Genomic DNA, 16103 nt, shown 5'->3' on the forward strand with positions numbered 1-16103 from the left:
CCTGTGGATGCGTTGGTGCATTGACTAAAGCACGATGTCGAGTCGCCTTGACCGTGCCATCGACATCAAAGATTACCCATCGCGCTCCAGTGCGGTCACTCAATCCCATTGCGGTGTTCATTTCAATTGGATGTGCCAGTAAATCCATCTCAAATAAGCTTCGCAACTGTTCAACAGCAGATTCATCGACATCGGCTAGAAAACGACTCAAGGTCGCTGCGACTGGACACCTTGCTCGTTTCCAGACTGACATTAGCACAGGTTTAACGCTCTCTAGCTGCTCGAAAAACAACTTTAACGTTTCGACTCCACTGACCGCATAAGCGAGAAGTAAAAGCACAAAGTCACACACCTCATACTGTCCCATGCGTCCGCGACTGACTCGAACCTGTTGCTGCAACTGTTCGAGTAAGCCACTCTGATTCCAGTATTGTCCTACCAATAGTGCTTCCGCTAACCAAGTTGGAATGGCAAGATTGGATTGTTCTGTGGTGGTAACTTCTAACAAACCTGCTACAGTAAAGCTAACATTGTTTTCTGACATCGGGAACTGCCTCCATGCAGGACAACTCGATGTCTTTTCTTAGCGAATTTAGCGAACTTTAGAATCCCCTCTCTGTCTTGTTTCTAGCATTTATCTCTGCACTGGTTGCGTATCTCGTGGGCACAGGGAGTTAAACCTGAGTCTGGCTAGTGGGGCTTTCACCCACATCAAATCAAGAGTTCAACCTTAATGGTTGGTGTAGTTATGGATTCACCTCACAACGAATCGCACAATTTTTCGAGATGCCCCTTGCTATAAGAGGCTGATACTATCCTAAATCGCAAATTTTGCCTGGTGCAGCGTTACAACTCTATTAAAGTAAGCACGCCTGAAAAAAGCTATCAAACGGATTTTAAGAGATCACCAACCTTAATTTCTATTGTTGACGCTGCACTACTCATCATTTTGCAATAATCGCGTAGATGAAGCCAAACATTTTGGCAATTCTATCTCTTTATCGCTTCAAAGGGTACATTCTGAACCTAGGAAATGCAGTGGCAGCGTAGTTGATCAGCAGCTTCGCTTATCTGTCGTGCTTGAACCCAGTTTAAGCCTTGATGTAGTGAGAAGACTTGAGGCAAACAATCTTCCTGTCTTCGTTGTTTCCTAAAGCCCTCTGAATTGATGCCCAACTGAATAACACATCCTCAGCACATCGGCTGTATGCGCCTGAAGAGCGAAAGCTGAGTAAAGCTATTGAGTTGGAATCAGCGATCCAGATAAACTAGAAGATGACCTACCAGTTCGTGAAGGACTAGATGTTGAACCAATAGCCTTCAACTTCGCAACTCGCTGGTTTAAAGCCTCCAACTTTCCCTGAAGCTCTTTAAGACTAGCCACAGTTGCCATATCTGCTGTTGCTGCGGCGATTAACTCATTTACTCGATCAAAACAAGTATTCAAATCCCGCACAAACTCCCCGCGCCTTTCCTGAAGACCTCCACCGGTAGTCCCATCCGAAAACTTTGCCCAGCAGCCATATCGGGTCTCTAATGATCCGAATGCTTGCCAACGGGGATCATCGGGTAGTAGATCAGCAAAATAAAGATTCTTTCGCTCTGCCTTGGTCATATTATCGCCAGTATCCTCATGTTGCTTGGCAAACTTGAGGATATTCTCCTCTCTAGCGGTTGATAATTCAAGACGTGGTGCAGAAGGAGTGAAGGCGGCTAGATATCCTTGTTTCTCTCCGGGTGCTTTTGTAGATTGAAGTTGAATAAATTGTCCAATGTCGATCGCATAATTGTCCCCTGATCCGATCGGGTCCTTCTCCCCTTGCCCTTTACCGTAAATTCCAATCAAACCTCCATCTCGGTTAAAGACATGACCACCACTAATGCCTTGCTTTCCTCGAATTGTGGTTTCGAGCGTATAGTTGCCTGGAATCTGCCCGACTGGAATAACTTGTTTAATCTCCCCAATCAAATTTCTTCTAACTCGCTTACCCTTTGCACTTGACTGAGGCCAGCCAGATACTAGAATCGGCTCAGACAGTGCAGAAGATACATCTGCTAGAGCTACAGTTGGATACTTTTTGTCATTATAGAATGTAAGAACAGCTAAGTCTGTTCCACGAAAGCAGTCTTGGTCTATTAAGTTAGCATTGTCGCAGCTCTGTCCAAACCGATAAATTTGAGGAATGTGTTCAAAGATCTTTTCTGACTCCTTTAATGTATCTCCTGAAATCCCTCCTTCTGGGTGAACTGCTCCATCAGCCGTGCGGATGCCGTATCGTGTATCTACCAGATCAACGACATGGGCATTGGTAATCACCCAATATCGATAAAGAGAGCGAATCTTTGGATCTCGCTTCGCCAAAGAAGAGGCGCGGTTTAACTCTCGTGCAATAATAACACCAGAACCAGCATCCTTTGCCTCTTCCGCTGACTCAACTTGTCCTTTGCTCAAGTCACGCCCAATCAATACAGTTGTTGCTCTGGCAACTGCATAAGCATTTTGAGAAATCGGCACCCTTGCTTGAGCTAGATGCAGAATGGTCGCTTGAATAGGCGAAGAAAAGGCAAAAATACAGAGAAGGAATACAACAGTAATCGCCCACGTCTTTTTGAGAATCATCATTCAGGATTACCTTAAAGTTTAGCGGGGTCGGAGTTGCTGTTCAAGTGCCTCAACTTGAGCAAGCGTTTGCTTATATTGCTGATTGAGTTCAGCAATCTCATTCTTCTTGGCTAAATCTGCTGTTGCAGCCGCAATCAATTCATTTAACCGATCAAGTCCAGTTGCGAGCCATTCGGCAACGTCTGCTCTTACTTCAGGGTGCTCACTGCCGCGCCATCTGCCATTTTTACATGCTATTCCTCTACCAATTTCATACCGTTCAATTAAACTTTGAACAGTCTGAAACTCCGAAGACCCAGGGCTGAGTCCACGGCACTGAGACATTGACGTGACTTGAGCAAGAAGTTGACTAGACAGCGGTGTTGATCCAACCCACACTACTAGCCCAAATAAGATTGCTCCTAAAGTAAGGCTAATTGAACGCCATTGTTGCTTAGTCATAGATTATGCTATTTCCTTAGAGATGTAACTGTAGTACGAATCTGATCTAATAGCCGCCTCGATATCTTTAAGTCGTCAGATTTTGCTAAATCTGCTGTACTTACTGCTATTAATTCATTCGCCCTATCAAGACAAGCATTGAGTGTACCTGCCAACTCGATTCGGGTGAGCGGTCTGTAGCCCCGAAATGTTCCATCTGTGAAAGCGGCAATACAACCGTATCTTTCCATCATCGATTTCAGCGCTTGGAAATAAGGATCATTGGAGTCAACATCAGTGACTTTATCGATGCTAGTCACCTGAGCAATCAACGCTGGTGGAGTCGCAGCTTCTGCACCACCAATTAGTAGTTGACCTATGAGTAGAAATAGAGTAACAAGAACTGCTGTTAGCGATAAGGCAATTGTTCGCCAAATTTGCTTAGACATAAAACACCGCGCAAGAAATAGTAAACAATGGTCTACCTGCCTATTTGACAGTTCGCAGCAGCGCTATACTAAACCTGGGCAGGAAGAGAAAATTTCTGCGGTTAAGCTGCGAATTTGAGTTGAGAACTCATCTCGATTTTTGTCTTGTGGCACAGTCAGCAGTAAATTGCTTGAATGACCGCTTTCTCACCACTGCGGATGATTGAAATAAAATGCGCTACAACTATGAGAATCCCAACACCTCTAGGGTCGATCGCTTGTTACATACGCATTGAAATTTGGTTGCAGGTCTGACAATTTCTTGAGTATCTACTGTAGCTAGATCGGAATTTTAAACTACCAAAAACCTGAATCCATTAGTCTGCCACCAACGCTGAAGGACGAATGTTCTAGCCTCTTTTAACGGGGAAAAGATTATTGCAAACAGCGTTGCTATCCACTCTAGTGTCAAGCATAAAAAATTTCTTGTGCCGCTCATCACAACTTGTCCTCAATGCTACCAGGATCGCAGAGCCGCACTCACCAAGCTAATTCCAAAGAGTGCTAGAGATACTTACTATACTTATTTACAGTAATTTCTCAGTTTATCGAGAATTCTCTACAAAAATTTAAGAATGTTATTTTGTTAATCCGGTCTTCAACTGAAGCATTCAGATACACAGCGCATAATTTGAAGAAGATGAGTGACTATACCAAGGAACGAACGAGCGTAACCCTCTAAGCCGAGCGATCGACATCTTGAATCGTCTCCCTTCAATTACGCCAATTCCGGCAGATGAGTAGTTAGCTTCGATTGATACTGCGATCTCATCCATCCCCATTTAGCCTTGCCCTCCATCCACACAGCGCAGCTTACTGTGTGAAGGTTTATTCACAGAAGACCCTCAGAAGCAAATCACCTAGAATTTTCAAGCGATCGAACACACTATCCGAGCCTATACGCTTTACACGCTGAACGCATTCAAGAGCGCCGCGATCACAGAAGTCAGCGAAGTCACCCTCAAATTTAGCATCAACAGTGAAGCAGGGGTTCCCTACATTGCCAATGCAAGAGGCGGCTGTAACTTGGAAATCAATGTCAAATGCCAATTTCCCAAGAAAGTGGAGTAGTAAGCATTGGTTCTCTTTGCGATCGCTGTTTCACGCTCGATTTCATTCAGTGATCGCTCTATCTAAACCTGCTCTTTTGCCGACTTAACCCAACGCTCAATCCCTCGCCGCGTTAGAACTCCCTTCTCTGTAAACGCCCGAACTTCTCGCTTGTGTTGCGTTCCATAGCTGACGTGAATCGGTCGATCGCTGCCATAGAAATACAGTGAATCAAACGGCGATCGCTGTTCCAAAATCCACTCGACAAGCCGATCGCTCTCCACCCCCACAATCCGAAAATCACAGGCAGCACCTAAGCGATCGCAGTAATACTTGCCGTTTCGATTCTTCTCATGCGCCATGTGCTGATCTCGACTCGGATCAACTCGTCCGTTTTTGATGCCTGTCTCTGGATCTTTCTGACTCAGAAACCGCTTTAAGTTCTTTGAGCAGAAGCCATAGGTCAACTGGAACCGCTCCCGACCAAAGTGAGCGATCGTAGGATCGAGAATATGTTGACATAGGGCTTCTAATGCTGGAATTGTCTCTTGCAGGTTCTCAGGGTAAGGATTAATCTGAGCCACATACTTTTGGTATGTTTGTGTACAGGTACATAACTCTTCAAGCGTCAGATATTGCCCGAGCCGCATTTTTCGCACTGCCTAAGTTGGATGAAGCGGGTATGCTCGATTCTCTGTCGTATCTGATCTTACCTGTTGGGACGCAAGCCGTAGGTCGCATTGAATGTCAAAACTGTGTAATGTGTTTGCAAGGTGAAGTCAGAGCCATCGTGAAAAGCCTAACCGAACGTTCTCATACCTACTTGTTGCACCTTGTTGCTGAAGCAAATCCAACACTAAATCTATCACTCGCCGTTCGTCATTGGCTTCGGAATGCCAAACTTTCGCGCCACTTGAGGGAAACGTTGGACTACCTCTGCGGCTGTCCAGGAATTGCCGGTGAGCAGGGATAGCTTATCTCTACATCAGGAATCATCTCATCTGTGACGATCTCATACGCTTCCACTCCCGCATAGAATAATTCTTTGCATTCCACCTCACGTCCGTTACATTTCTTCTTTGCACCGAGCTTACCAATATTGAAGCTTACTAGCACGACTGAGCCATACTCACGCTTCGGCAATCCGTATGTGTAGGGATTCTGAGTAAATTCTGTGCTGATTCTCTCCCATTCTTTTGCTATGAATTTAGCAATCGTTGCACCTACTCATCATTTTATCGACAAGTTCCTATCAAATGAAATGCGAGCGCTTTGCGGTCTTGTAGGAATTTTACCGGTAATGTTATGGGTTGCCGTCGTCTACCTCTTGGGTAGTGGCATTGCTCGAATAATCGAACAATGAAGTACTTTCGCTCAACTATCCTGATGCTTGGTAGCCATCAAAAATTGGAGCCGTGTTTGATGAAGTTCCATCATGAGATGTTGTTATGCCCCACTTGTTCACAGTTTTCTAACAAGGCGGATATCTTGATACCACTTTTGGAAATTGCTCAGCGAGTTGTCCATCTGTCCACCGTTCGCCTGCTGGATGTCTGGGATAGTGAACGTCAAGCTCTGGTATAATCTCACCTGTCATCGCTTCATAGGCGAAAAGAGCAGCATAGAATAGCTCCTCACATTCAATCATCTGGTTCTGATGATCGAGCAGATCAGCGACTGTTTCTGGATCTGCGATCGCATTGACAAACGCCTCGCGTCCCTGACCGACTAACCAGCGACAAAAGTACTCAAAGCCATCATCCGAACAAAAGCCTTGAATCAGCGCTGCGACTCCCCACAAATCCCATCGGTATGCTTCAACAATCTTGTCATGAAAAATCTGCTGAAATTGAACAATCCGATCCGGGGAAAGCTGAGAAAGAATCTGCTGTAACTGAATAGTTTGTGTGGCACAATCATTCACTTCCGGTCGGCTCTGCTCAATCAACTCCCAAAATTCTACTTCAGTCATGAGACTCTCCGTTTTAGTGCTTGGTCTTTCAAAACTCGCTTGACTGATGGCTTCAACCTCGCAGATGCACCCACTCTGATCCTCTTCATTTAGTAGGAGAGCCAAATTAAACCGCTCGTTGGGTTTGGGTTTCGACTGCGCTCAACCCTCGAAGAATCGGGTGTTGCGCGTTGAGCGGAGTCGAAACGCATCTTACGATTAATCTCACCCATCTACTTTCTATCTGTCACAACACGATTTCACTCAGCCAAGCATTGTTTGTAGAGGTTCAAGCGCGATCAAGTGATAGGTCAACTTCAGTTGATCAATGGGCGGTGGGTATCGAGTTGTTGCTTCGGCATCTCGATCTCTGCTAGGGTCGCCATCGCATATTCCTCCACAATACAGTTCAAACCGGAGTTGCCATGATGATGGCTGTAAGCCTGTTCAGACTGAGGTCGTACCGAATCCGAGAGGTGTGAAATCGATTTTGCTTAGACTAAACTGACAGGGAACGAACGATCACTTCACACGGGTTGAGCAATGCCTGCTAAAAACTCTCACAGCGGTCTTGCCACAGCACTTCATAAATGCCGCGTTCCAGTGCCTCATCGGCGGCTTGGCGCTGCTGTTGCCGCCGTTGGATCTCTTCTTTCCTCAGGGTTGGCATCATCCGTATTCTGTACTGCTCGATCGGTCCTCGATAGACGTAGTACTTCGAGGACAACAGTGCCATCACGTCTTGTACCACTTGTTTGACCTCTGCCTCAGTGGGCGGAACGGCTCCTTGACATGCCATTGTTCCTTACCTCTTGCTGTGTTGGAAATGATTCAACGATGACGATGAAAAACTCGCTTGGGAACTGAATTCACATCGATAGCGATTCACAAGATTTTGCGGATCAACTAGTCCTTGGCAATAGGCTGGCTTGGCCTGAACGATTCGCTATCGGCAGAAATATTCAAAACCGTCATTACAGCAATCCTGTTTGATTGAATAACTCTGGATACTCATCGGCGTAAACCACCCTACCGGGAACTTCTCGGTACTGTCCATCCGAGAAACAATGTCGCCAATGTTCATGGTTGTCCTGAAACACATCAATTCTAGGATTGCAGCTTGTGTCTACAAAGGGCGAGATTGCTGCAAATAGCACAGACTCATCTCCAGCTTTATCAGCCCGATACTCTATGATCGCAACACTGCCATCCGGTTCCTGCACAGCCCCCAATGACCAAGCCCTTAATGCTTCAATCAACGTGGTAAACCCCTCAACTGGCGGCAAATGTCCCCCTCGATAGCCTTTTTTCGTCGTATTGGTCGTGCGGTCGTAGGTCATAGCTGTGCCGAACTGCTCGATCATCTCTGGCTGGTAAAGCGTGTGAATCGCCGTGAGTGCTGCCGCAACCTGAGTCTTAGGAATACGAACGTGATGAAATGAATAGTAAACTAAGTGCCCCATAACCCTATTTCTCCTGACCTAGTATCTTGCTTGTTCTCATTCATGCCGATTGGCGACTGTTTGAAGACAGAAACTTCCTTTTAGTTCGCTATCTGTTTTGCTTTTTCGCCCACTTGTCTGCCACGATTCCGCCATGACTCATCTGAGTGGAACTGAGGCGTAACCAGTGTTTGAATGCGCTGAATCTGCTGGCGAATTTGCTCACTGGTCTGACCATTCATGCGGCTTTCCAGCACGATCGGGACGTGGGGCGGAAATTGTTCGATATGTGGAACCCACCACGTCGTTGGCGTAACCATTGTGTGATTGTCTTGATAACCATCGTTGTCCGAGATGTGAATTTCCAGCACCCGATTTGGGGCGAGGTTCAAGACCTGCAATTTCTCAGCAAGGGTCTCACGATGCCACAGATTCAAGTGTGCTAGGTCTACTACAAGCTCGACGTTCGGAAGTACTGCAAGCAGAGCTTCGACCTCTTGTGCAGTTTGCAGCAGATATTGTCCAGCGGAATCAGACGGGTCTGGATACATTGTTTCTACTCCTGGCCGAATACTGCGATGCCTTTGGCACACGGGTACGTGCTCGTAACAGAGTGCTTGAAGCTGTTGGAGATGCCGCAAAAATCTTTCCCAATCTGAGATCGCATCGTGCTGAGCAAGTACGCGACCTGCATGGACAGAATACGCTTCGATTTGCATCACCGCCAGCCAATCGGTCAACCGCTCAAAATAGCCTGCATCAAAGCGCTGTGCCAGGTTGACCGATCGATGTTCCTGCCAGCCGATCGCATGATGCGCGCGATACTGCATTCCCCGTTGCCGATAGTGCTGTAGCACGGCAGTCGTATCCAGGGTCGGTTTGACTCCGAACTCGCTTCGCGAGAGCCAAGGCACCGCTAACTCCACTTGCCGAGTGCCTGCTGCCCACAACACGTCGAGCGCAGTGCGCGTCGTGACTCCCCCATAGGTCGATAAACTGATCCACAAATTACTCATACACTTGCCTCCATCAGGGACTTCAACTGCACTTGTACGGGCGTACGCATGAGCAAGCGAACGGCGCAGCCCAAGGGATAACAATCTGTCAATCAATCGATCGAGCGTCGCATCGGATAGCGGAATGTCGCAACTAGGGGGTGCAGGGTGAGTAAATCGCCGACAAATGCCAAGACACAACTCAGTTCTTGGCGTAATTGCTCTTGTTGCTCGATCGACCAATCCAACTCCGTAAACTGGGGGGCGGGTAGCTCACTCCAACGCTGCGTCGGCTTCAATTGATACGCCAGTTCGTACTGCTGCTGCTCGAATTCACACCGGCGATAGTGCATCGGATTGCCTGGAATTAATTGAGAGATCGCCGCTCCGATCGATCTCGTCCAACTCCCGATCCCGATCACCAACTCATACCGGTACTCCGTGTAGTAACTTTCATCGTTGTATGCCCAGTCATCCACATCGACTCGGTGTTCGATCAGCACAACGGGAAACGGTAAATCATGCAAGATCCAAGTCTCGAAATCTGCACTGAGTTCCGGTTTGTCACTCGCTAAGCGCGAGCCAGTGGAGAACCCATCCGTCATCTGGTTGCGAAAGGCGACTTCCCCCAACAAACAACGAACATCAGGGGCGATCAGGGACTGCAATTGTGCAATCACAACGGCAGACTGCTCAATGAAACCGTGTTCTTCCGCGTCTAATGCCTGGATCTGCTGAGTGATGGTCTGACTCAGTTGAGCGAGACGAGGTTCGATTTGGGCTTGATGGGATCGGCGCAAGGCTTGGTAGCCCTCAAGGTCAAGAGAAAGTGTCATAACCGTAGAAGGATAAAGTGAGTATCGTACATTTGTATTGCTTTCCCGAGTTCAGATCAACCGTAATGGGGCAAGGAGCTGAGTGACTTAATCCCACCACGCCCAGACGATCGGAGCGGGGAGACCTGTCCCCAACAATCGTTCTGCTTGCTCCAACGTGTATTGCCCCACTCCGCACCCCCAAGCATCCGCCATCTGAAGCAGTGGAGCAACACTCGCTTCGGATTGTGCCAGGATGTACAGCGTGTCTAGGTTCCAGTGTTGTTCTAAGTCCCGTAGCGGCAGTAAGCCGCAGGCTGGCAGTCCGGCTTCATCGCCCCGCAGAAACGGTCGCCCCATGAGGAACGATCTCCACAAGGAGCGATGCGCTTCGAGGTCGCGCAACACTTGAGCCGCATCAAAGCGTCCGGAGCTAGCATTGATCAACTGCGCGATCGCAATTTCTTGACTGCTACAGTCACCAATTGGCTTCGTATTGTTCCACAGCATCGTTTTACTCTAAAACAGGGTGCCCACCACAGTTGATCACACCATTCCTGGGTCTGGAACGCGATCGATTAATCTAGGTAAGAAGAAAGTTTGTGCCACAAATACCACAATTGCAGTCAGCTCTTGTACTACCAACGCTTGCAGTTCAACAGCGATCGTCATATTTGCAAGCGTTGGCTCAAATTGCTCCAGAACCTTCTGCCATTGCACTGTGCGATCAACCGCATCCGGTGGAACAGCAAACGAGACTTGCACCGATTGCACCCAAGTACCAAGTCGTACCTGCATCTGTACCTCGACCGAAGCTGATGCGATCTCATATGTAATCGACTGAATTGCTTCAATCTGCACTGGCTGATCGCCCAGTATCCACTGCTCGAAGTTATCTGACAAGCCCCAAGGCGCAGCCGGATGCAGCGTTAGTACTTCCTTAACAAACTGTTGAAACACCGCCGTCTTGAACAGCGATCGTGCATCCGCAGCAAGATATGAACGGAGCTGGGCGAGTTGAGTGGTATGAGCTGCCATTAGTACTTGCTCTTGGTGATGCAAGTGCTGCATCTGCTCAGCAAAGTAGCGGTGAATTTCGTGCAGGTGTGCTTTCAGTGTTTGACGATCGCGCCAGCGAGACTCCGCGATTTCGGCGAGCAAAGTATCGAGCGATGTGGGCAGAGTCGATGAAGTTATTTTGGGAATTGACTCGATGATCCAGGAGCCGAGCATTGACCAACGGGTGTGAAGTCGGAGATTGGGGAGTGTTTGCACTTCAATGGGGACAATTCGCACTTGTTCGGCAGAATCTTGATAAGAATCGGTGCGATTGATCTGTTCGATTAGGGCTTCGGTCAAAAGCGATCCTTGCTGAAGTCGTTCCCACAGCGGTTGGCGATCTTCCGGGGTATAAGCTTGAGCGAGAAGTGGGTACCACAGTTGAGAATGAGTCAGAATATGAGCGGCAATTTCTGTTTCGGACTCAGCTTCGACAATGCTGCAACTGCAAGGATGTAAACCTTCGGCATCGGCGTGGAGAATGGCAAATAAAGACATCGTTCTTTCCTCGAATAGTGAGTTCGGTGGACTGTGAGAAAACGTCGCGATCGGAGTCGATCGAGCAATGCTGGTCACGCGCTATCGCGTTGTCGTTTTGCTGAGGTACCAACTACAACACGACTGCTACGGGGATGAATCTCAATCCAATTGCCACTTAGTTCTTTTCCCATTGCTTTGGTTACTAATTCAAACAAGGCTACGGTACGAGCAGTGAGAAAAGCTTCAAAATCATCACTCCATAGCGTTTCTGGCTCAATACAATGCGATCGTAGAATTGCATCCAGTCGAGCTTTGGGAATGCCTTGATTGACTAGAGCTTGTAAATACTGGCTAGGCGCTTTACTCCCAATGCGCTGGTTACTCAATTGTGACAAGGGTGTGCGGTTGACCAAACAGTTATACTGAGTCGCTAGAATGCCTTGGTCTTTGCAATATGCAATCGGGAAAACGTGATGACTGTCGATCGCAGCACGAAAGCCTTGCACATCTGCCAATGTTTCTCCAGTGGCAAAGTCGATCGCGCCTTCTCGTCGGAGCAGTGCATTGACACTCTTAAAAATTGCCCCATGCCGTCGCTGTACTGCTAGTAACCGTGAGGGCGTGAACGATGCTTCGAGAATCGTAGAAGGAACAGCGTGATCTGTGAGCAACCAGTCTGGAACCTCTACCATGTCTTTTGATGCTCGCACTTCATGCCAGGAAGTATAAAGCGCGGTACAACTACCACACCAAAACCATTGCGCTAATTTTGTGCGGGCTTGCTCGGTCGGGTATCCCGTCACAGTTAAAATCGCGGCAAGTGCAACCAGTTGAATCTGATATGGCACTTCTTCAGCCGCTAACACTTTTTGTCCATGTAGAAATCGTGCTGCCGCTTCGTAGCCGATCGTTACTCGCTCGGCAAGGTTACGATACTCATCGACAGATAGATCGAGGACTTCGGCTCGTCCACAGGCAACCGCAGGCAGCTTTTGTGGCAGGGCGTTGGTTTGCTTTAGCAAGGTTTTAAGAACTTGCTGTCGTCGGGTATAGGTAGCAACCAAGGTAACGCAGGCTAAGAAGTCCATGTCGCGCAGGGATTGCAGGACTTGATGCTGCTTTATGCGCTGTTCGCGCATAATCCAATCGTCACGCAAGGAAAAGTCCGCACCTGCAAAACACGCAGTCGCTAAGTCAAAGAAGTTCAGTTCGGTACTTTGTGTATTCGTTTTTTCAAACACGCGACATACCGCAACTTTGGGCAGTTCAGGTTTGAGTTGAATCACTGGAATTTGATAATGCTCGAAGCGTTTGATAACATCTTGCTCGAACCGATCTAGCAGCGCTAACTTCTCTCGACAGTAGTTCCAGTACTGCGAGTATTGCTGCCGCCATTGAGCATAAGAAAAGACTTGTGCTACCGGAAATAGGGCGGATTGGTACTGTGTTTCTGCGGAAAAACCGGAAGTAGATTCACTGGTTGTACGAGACGATCGACAAGCAACACTGATAATCGCAGCTTCGCGATCAACTGTGGTATCGATCGCTTTCGCCATATCGAGGTAGTAGCAGCGCCGACTCGTTTTGCGGGTTCGCTTATCTTTAATAAGAACTGGTGCGTTAGAGAACAACGTCATAAACAAGGCGGTTGCCCGCTGTTGCCCATCTAAAATCAAGTGCGTCGGTATCACATTTGTGCAGTGTGTTCCCTCAACCGGACGCGGTCGAAATTGCCGATTACCGGATTTTGTGTCGTGAGCAGCATCGTTAGTTTGCTCTAATAACAGAATCGAGCCAACGGGCCAACCCTGACTGACACTCGCAAGCAGTTGAATCACGAGATCATCTGTCCAGCAAAAACTGCGCTGCAAGTCGGGAATCTGTACTTTGCCTTGACTGATTCGCAACAGTAGATCTGGCAGCGCTTCTTTCGTAATGTCGAAATTGGAAATGATCGAATTCACCATTGAGTCCTGTAGGAGGTGAGCGAGTAATCAAAACAAAGCGGTGGATTTAAATGGTTTTGAGCAATGATTGCCGAATGCAAAATTGGCATTACAAAATTACGATCGAGAACTCTCACTGATTCAGTGCAGTCTTGATCTCTAAAACCTGTGTACTATCGTCATGCTGTAGCTTAAAGACTGAGTTAAACAAATTCAAGGCTTTTTGCGGTGACTTACTCAGACATCATGATTTTTTATTCATGCAAGGAGTCGTGTGGGACGGTGATCACACCCGTCTGATGAAGATGTTGAAACTGATTGAGCAAATCAACTTGCCGGAGTAGATACAGAACTGCTTTGGGGCGGCGCTGAAAATTCGGTCCCCAATTCTCAATCGTGCCTGGACTCAGTTTGGTTGCCTGAGCCAGCGCTCGAATACAAGCTTTTCGATAACTTTGTGCCGGATCGATCGTGACCCATCGTTCACAGTACTGCGAGGGTTCCAGCGGGCATTGACGCAACACTGAGATCGCCGTTAGTACTGATAAATTTTGTTTCGCCATGCCATTGCCATCACACCACACTCCGGTTGAATGCAACAACAAGACCGAAATCGCAGCGGTCTCCACGGTCTTCGCTGATCAGACTGTGCCCGTTCTACGATAGTCTAGTCGTCTCAAGTGATTCAACCAACACCAGAAGTCAAGCTAGCACCGGGGACCAATCCAATCCTAGCTTGACGGATTTTGAGACTATATAGCCTCTGAAAGCAATTTTAAGCCATTCAGTCACTATATAGCCTCTAACTTGTCATATAGTGTGAGTAAGAGGCTCATGCCTAAAAAAGGGCAGAAAAAATTGCGCGGACAGCCAGAACTGTACGATGAGGTGAAAGGGCAGGTGAATTTATCGCTGACCAGCACCAGTGTGCAAGGACTTGATGAGCAGGCGGCAGCGATCGGGCTGTCGCGATCGGAGTTTGTGGAGCAGATCGGGCGACGGCTCTTATCTGTGATTTCTGATGCGGACAAGGAAATACTTCGTGAGGCACTTCAGCATCTAATTGAGAGGGCTGAGGCAGAATTATCAGACCGATTGCAGGAGTCCTCAACGACAAATTCTGGAGCGGAAACAGTCCAACAGCAAATTGAGCAGTGGAGGCAGATGTTAGCCAAACTTGTGTAAGGAAGACATTTACAGGGGAATATTGCAATGTTGAGAAGCTGATATTCCAGTGATTAGCGTACTTATTTCAAGATTTCCTGACAAGGTTGCCCGTTGCCTAAAGTCGATGCGCGATCACAATGAGTGCAGAATTATACTCGTCTAGCTCCGATCTCTAGTTTCGAGTAACAATGGAAAAAGAGATTATCCAAGACTAAGGAAAAGAGAACCATTCAGTAGTAGAAATTTGAGTGTGTCCAAGTTTCAGCCTTCGTGATGCCCTCTCTAAACCAATGCTATCAATCTGAGCCAAATTTATAGCGCCTTACATCCTATATATCCTCTGAACTTCTGTAGGATAGGCATTAAAGCCAAGACTAACCACTCGACTTTCGCATCTTTGCTACCCCCACCCGTGGAGAGACAGACAAGTGGAGAAAAAACTACTGCGAACGATTCACGCATGGCTGAAAGCCCCCGAAAGCGTTCTCGAAATCCTTTGGAAGTACAGCGTAACCTACACGCTATTGATCAACAAATTGTTTCAACAAATTCCCCAAGAGCCTAATTTTCCAAAGTGGCAAGCGGAGGGTGAAGTTGAGAAAGCTGCCGTTGATCGCCTGATTGCACCCTGGAAAAAGCAGGGAGCGTTTGCGGGTATGCCTCAGCGCTGGTACGCCTCAGCAGGACATCTAGTTACAGACTGCTACAAAGCTTGGTTTGCTCAGCAAAGCAAGACCATTTTGTCGCTCAAAGGAAGTCAAAGATGGCTTGCTGCTTTGCTGCTTTACTCAGAGTATATGCCGCTTCATAAGTTTAGCGAATCCCAACTCTTGGACACTGCACAGCAAGTCTTAAACGCAGCGCGTCAAGAGGTTTTGGAGGCGACCGAATCCCGACCTGGAACAGACCCAAAACGTAGCCTGTTCAACACCCTCCTGCAACACCATGAAACAACGTCTAGTGCGCTGACGCAGTGCGCGATCGTCTACCTGATTCAGCGCCAATACGAGGTGGGCGAACCGATGTTGGAGCCAGACGAACTTCAAAAAGCGATCGCAATTAAGCAGAAAGAAATTGAGAACTTAGAGCAGCAGCTAAAAGCCCAGTATCCAAAGGGGCGCGATCCATTGGGAGATCGGTTTGAGGCAGAAATCAATGCTGCGATCGCAGGTCCAGTTTTGAGCGGAGGTCCAGAAGCATATCAAGCAGACCTAGAACGCTGGTTGATTCGGCGACAAATTGATCCGAGGCTCAAGACACCCCCCGATTTGCAGTTTGAAGGCGATGCAGAAGTCGATCAAAGAGAGTTAGAGAAATGGAGTGAGCAGCGGCAAATTCGGTTGTTTGAGGAAACGCCGTATCCTCTGATGTTTCGCACGGGAACCGATTTGCATTGGTCAAAGGAACCCGTCGTTCGGCAAGCACGATCCGTCGGAACCTCGCAGAGCGAATCGCTGCCTGAACCTGTTCCTTCCACTCGACCGAAAAAGCGTCGCAGCAAACGCCAGAAGCGCCGCAGAGTGCCGCAAGAGCGTATCTGCGTCTCATTTCACTCGATGCGGAAATATCAATTTCAACTGTTTTGCGGACATCGGCAATTGGGCAGCAATTCTCATTATGACTTTTGACTATCCAAAGCCATGAGAACGCGGTAGGGTAAAAGAGTC

The 16103-nt window shown here is 47.8% G+C and carries 18 protein-coding genes; 4 read left to right on the top strand and 14 right to left on the bottom strand.

Annotation, left to right across the window (positions count from 1 at the left end; genetic code table 11):
• From ACQ4M5_RS19740 to ACQ4M5_RS19755, 4 genes are all read right to left on the bottom strand, one after another.
• Positions 1-544 (bottom strand): hypothetical protein (locus ACQ4M5_RS19740; protein WP_430677384.1); only part of this gene is annotated, 544 nt, incomplete at its 3' end.
• Between the two features lie 693 nt (positions 545-1237).
• Positions 1238-2623 carry a trypsin-like peptidase domain-containing protein gene (locus ACQ4M5_RS19745; protein WP_430677385.1) on the bottom strand — a complete coding sequence of 462 codons (1386 nt, stop codon included), beginning with the start codon at positions 2621-2623 and terminating at the stop codon, positions 1238-1240.
• 18 nt (positions 2624-2641) lie between these two features.
• Positions 2642-3064: a hypothetical protein gene (locus ACQ4M5_RS19750; RefSeq protein WP_430677386.1), complete on the bottom strand. Its 423-nt coding sequence runs from the start codon at positions 3062-3064 to the stop codon at positions 2642-2644.
• A gap of 8 nt (positions 3065-3072) precedes the next feature.
• On the bottom strand, positions 3073-3492 hold the full coding sequence (locus ACQ4M5_RS19755; RefSeq protein ID WP_430677387.1) for an iron uptake porin: 420 nt from the start codon (positions 3490-3492) through the stop codon (positions 3073-3075).
• Between the two features lie 915 nt (positions 3493-4407).
• On the opposite strand from ACQ4M5_RS19755, the gene ACQ4M5_RS19760 reads away from it, so the two are divergent.
• On the top strand, positions 4408-4602 hold the full coding sequence (locus ACQ4M5_RS19760) for a CU044_2847 family protein (protein ID WP_430677566.1): 195 nt from the start codon (positions 4408-4410) through the stop codon (positions 4600-4602).
• Between the two features lie 62 nt (positions 4603-4664).
• On the opposite strand, the gene ACQ4M5_RS19765 is transcribed toward ACQ4M5_RS19760, so the two are convergent.
• A complete protein-coding gene (locus tag ACQ4M5_RS19765; RefSeq protein WP_430677388.1) occupies positions 4665-5231 on the bottom strand; it encodes a hypothetical protein in 567 nt (188 codons plus the stop codon).
• Between the two features lie 32 nt (positions 5232-5263).
• On the opposite strand from ACQ4M5_RS19765, the gene ACQ4M5_RS19770 reads away from it, so the two are divergent.
• The gene (locus ACQ4M5_RS19770; protein WP_430677389.1) at positions 5264-5554 is read left to right on the top strand and encodes a hypothetical protein; all 291 of its coding nucleotides are present in this window, start codon (positions 5264-5266) and stop codon (positions 5552-5554) included.
• Positions 5555-6052: 498 nt separating this feature from the next.
• Here ACQ4M5_RS19770 and ACQ4M5_RS19775 read toward each other — a convergent pair whose 3' ends face one another.
• From ACQ4M5_RS19775 to ACQ4M5_RS19815, 9 genes are all read right to left on the bottom strand, one after another.
• On the bottom strand, positions 6053-6553 hold the full coding sequence (locus tag ACQ4M5_RS19775) for a DUF4240 domain-containing protein (protein ID WP_430677390.1): 501 nt from the start codon (positions 6551-6553) through the stop codon (positions 6053-6055).
• A gap of 529 nt (positions 6554-7082) precedes the next feature.
• Positions 7083-7331 carry a hypothetical protein gene (locus ACQ4M5_RS19780; protein WP_430677391.1) on the bottom strand — a complete coding sequence of 83 codons (249 nt, stop codon included), beginning with the start codon at positions 7329-7331 and terminating at the stop codon, positions 7083-7085.
• Positions 7332-7506: 175 nt separating this feature from the next.
• Positions 7507-7995, bottom strand: a complete 489-nt coding sequence (locus ACQ4M5_RS19785; protein ID WP_430677392.1) for a hypothetical protein — start codon at positions 7993-7995, stop codon at positions 7507-7509.
• 80 nt (positions 7996-8075) lie between these two features.
• Positions 8076-8990 carry a TIM barrel protein gene (locus ACQ4M5_RS19790; protein ID WP_430677393.1) on the bottom strand — a complete coding sequence of 305 codons (915 nt, stop codon included), beginning with the start codon at positions 8988-8990 and terminating at the stop codon, positions 8076-8078.
• 92 nt (positions 8991-9082) lie between these two features.
• Positions 9083-9805, bottom strand: a complete 723-nt coding sequence (locus ACQ4M5_RS19795) for a hypothetical protein (protein ID WP_430677394.1) — start codon at positions 9803-9805, stop codon at positions 9083-9085.
• 87 nt (positions 9806-9892) lie between these two features.
• On the bottom strand, positions 9893-10294 hold the full coding sequence (locus ACQ4M5_RS19800) for a hypothetical protein (RefSeq protein ID WP_430677395.1): 402 nt from the start codon (positions 10292-10294) through the stop codon (positions 9893-9895).
• A 36-nt stretch (positions 10295-10330) separates the two neighbouring features.
• Positions 10331-11419 (bottom strand): hypothetical protein, encoded by a 1089-nt coding sequence (locus ACQ4M5_RS19805; protein WP_430677396.1) that lies wholly within the window; start codon positions 11417-11419, stop codon positions 10331-10333.
• On the bottom strand, positions 11416-13290 hold the full coding sequence (locus tag ACQ4M5_RS19810; RefSeq protein ID WP_430677397.1) for a GmrSD restriction endonuclease domain-containing protein: 1875 nt from the start codon (positions 13288-13290) through the stop codon (positions 11416-11418). Before ACQ4M5_RS19810 ends, ACQ4M5_RS19805 begins: the two co-directional genes overlap by 4 nt.
• A 233-nt stretch (positions 13291-13523) precedes the next feature.
• Positions 13524-13898: a hypothetical protein gene (locus ACQ4M5_RS19815; RefSeq protein WP_430677398.1), complete on the bottom strand. Its 375-nt coding sequence runs from the start codon at positions 13896-13898 to the stop codon at positions 13524-13526.
• Between the two features lie 205 nt (positions 13899-14103).
• On the opposite strand from ACQ4M5_RS19815, the gene ACQ4M5_RS19820 reads away from it, so the two are divergent.
• Positions 14104-14454 carry a hypothetical protein gene (locus ACQ4M5_RS19820; protein WP_430677399.1) on the top strand — a complete coding sequence of 117 codons (351 nt, stop codon included), beginning with the start codon at positions 14104-14106 and terminating at the stop codon, positions 14452-14454.
• Between the two features lie 410 nt (positions 14455-14864).
• A complete protein-coding gene (gene cas12k, locus ACQ4M5_RS19825) occupies positions 14865-16064 on the top strand; it encodes a type V CRISPR-associated protein Cas12k (RefSeq protein ID WP_430677400.1) in 1200 nt (399 codons plus the stop codon).
• Positions 16065-16103 lie beyond the last annotated feature (39 nt).

This window comes from Leptolyngbya sp. AN10 (genome assembly GCF_050565645.1).
In the GTDB taxonomy this organism is placed as follows: domain Bacteria; phylum Cyanobacteriota; class Cyanobacteriia; order Leptolyngbyales; family Leptolyngbyaceae; genus Leptolyngbya.

Excerpts from the sequence above, each read along its gene's own strand:
- ACQ4M5_RS19765 (WP_430677388.1), bottom strand. The coding sequence starts at position 5,231 with ATGCGGCTCGGGCAATATCTGACGCTTGAAGAGTTATGTACCTGTACA.
- ACQ4M5_RS19790 (WP_430677393.1), bottom strand. The coding sequence starts at position 8,990 with ATGAGTAATTTGTGGATCAGTTTATCGACCTATGGGGGAGTCACGACG.
- ACQ4M5_RS19755 (WP_430677387.1), bottom strand. The coding sequence starts at position 3,492 with ATGTCTAAGCAAATTTGGCGAACAATTGCCTTATCGCTAACAGCAGTT.
- ACQ4M5_RS19800 (WP_430677395.1), bottom strand. The coding sequence starts at position 10,294 with ATGCTGTGGAACAATACGAAGCCAATTGGTGACTGTAGCAGTCAAGAA.
- ACQ4M5_RS19820 (WP_430677399.1), top strand. The coding sequence starts at position 14,104 with ATGCCTAAAAAAGGGCAGAAAAAATTGCGCGGACAGCCAGAACTGTAC.
- ACQ4M5_RS19810 (WP_430677397.1), bottom strand. The coding sequence starts at position 13,290 with ATGGTGAATTCGATCATTTCCAATTTCGACATTACGAAAGAAGCGCTG.
- ACQ4M5_RS19770 (WP_430677389.1), top strand. The coding sequence starts at position 5,264 with ATGCTCGATTCTCTGTCGTATCTGATCTTACCTGTTGGGACGCAAGCC.
- ACQ4M5_RS19750 (WP_430677386.1), bottom strand. The coding sequence starts at position 3,064 with ATGACTAAGCAACAATGGCGTTCAATTAGCCTTACTTTAGGAGCAATC.
- ACQ4M5_RS19780 (WP_430677391.1), bottom strand. The coding sequence starts at position 7,331 with ATGGCATGTCAAGGAGCCGTTCCGCCCACTGAGGCAGAGGTCAAACAA.
- ACQ4M5_RS19745 (WP_430677385.1), bottom strand. The coding sequence starts at position 2,623 with ATGATGATTCTCAAAAAGACGTGGGCGATTACTGTTGTATTCCTTCTC.
- ACQ4M5_RS19795 (WP_430677394.1), bottom strand. The coding sequence starts at position 9,805 with ATGACACTTTCTCTTGACCTTGAGGGCTACCAAGCCTTGCGCCGATCC.
- ACQ4M5_RS19785 (WP_430677392.1), bottom strand. The coding sequence starts at position 7,995 with ATGGGGCACTTAGTTTACTATTCATTTCATCACGTTCGTATTCCTAAG.
- ACQ4M5_RS19775 (WP_430677390.1), bottom strand. The coding sequence starts at position 6,553 with ATGACTGAAGTAGAATTTTGGGAGTTGATTGAGCAGAGCCGACCGGAA.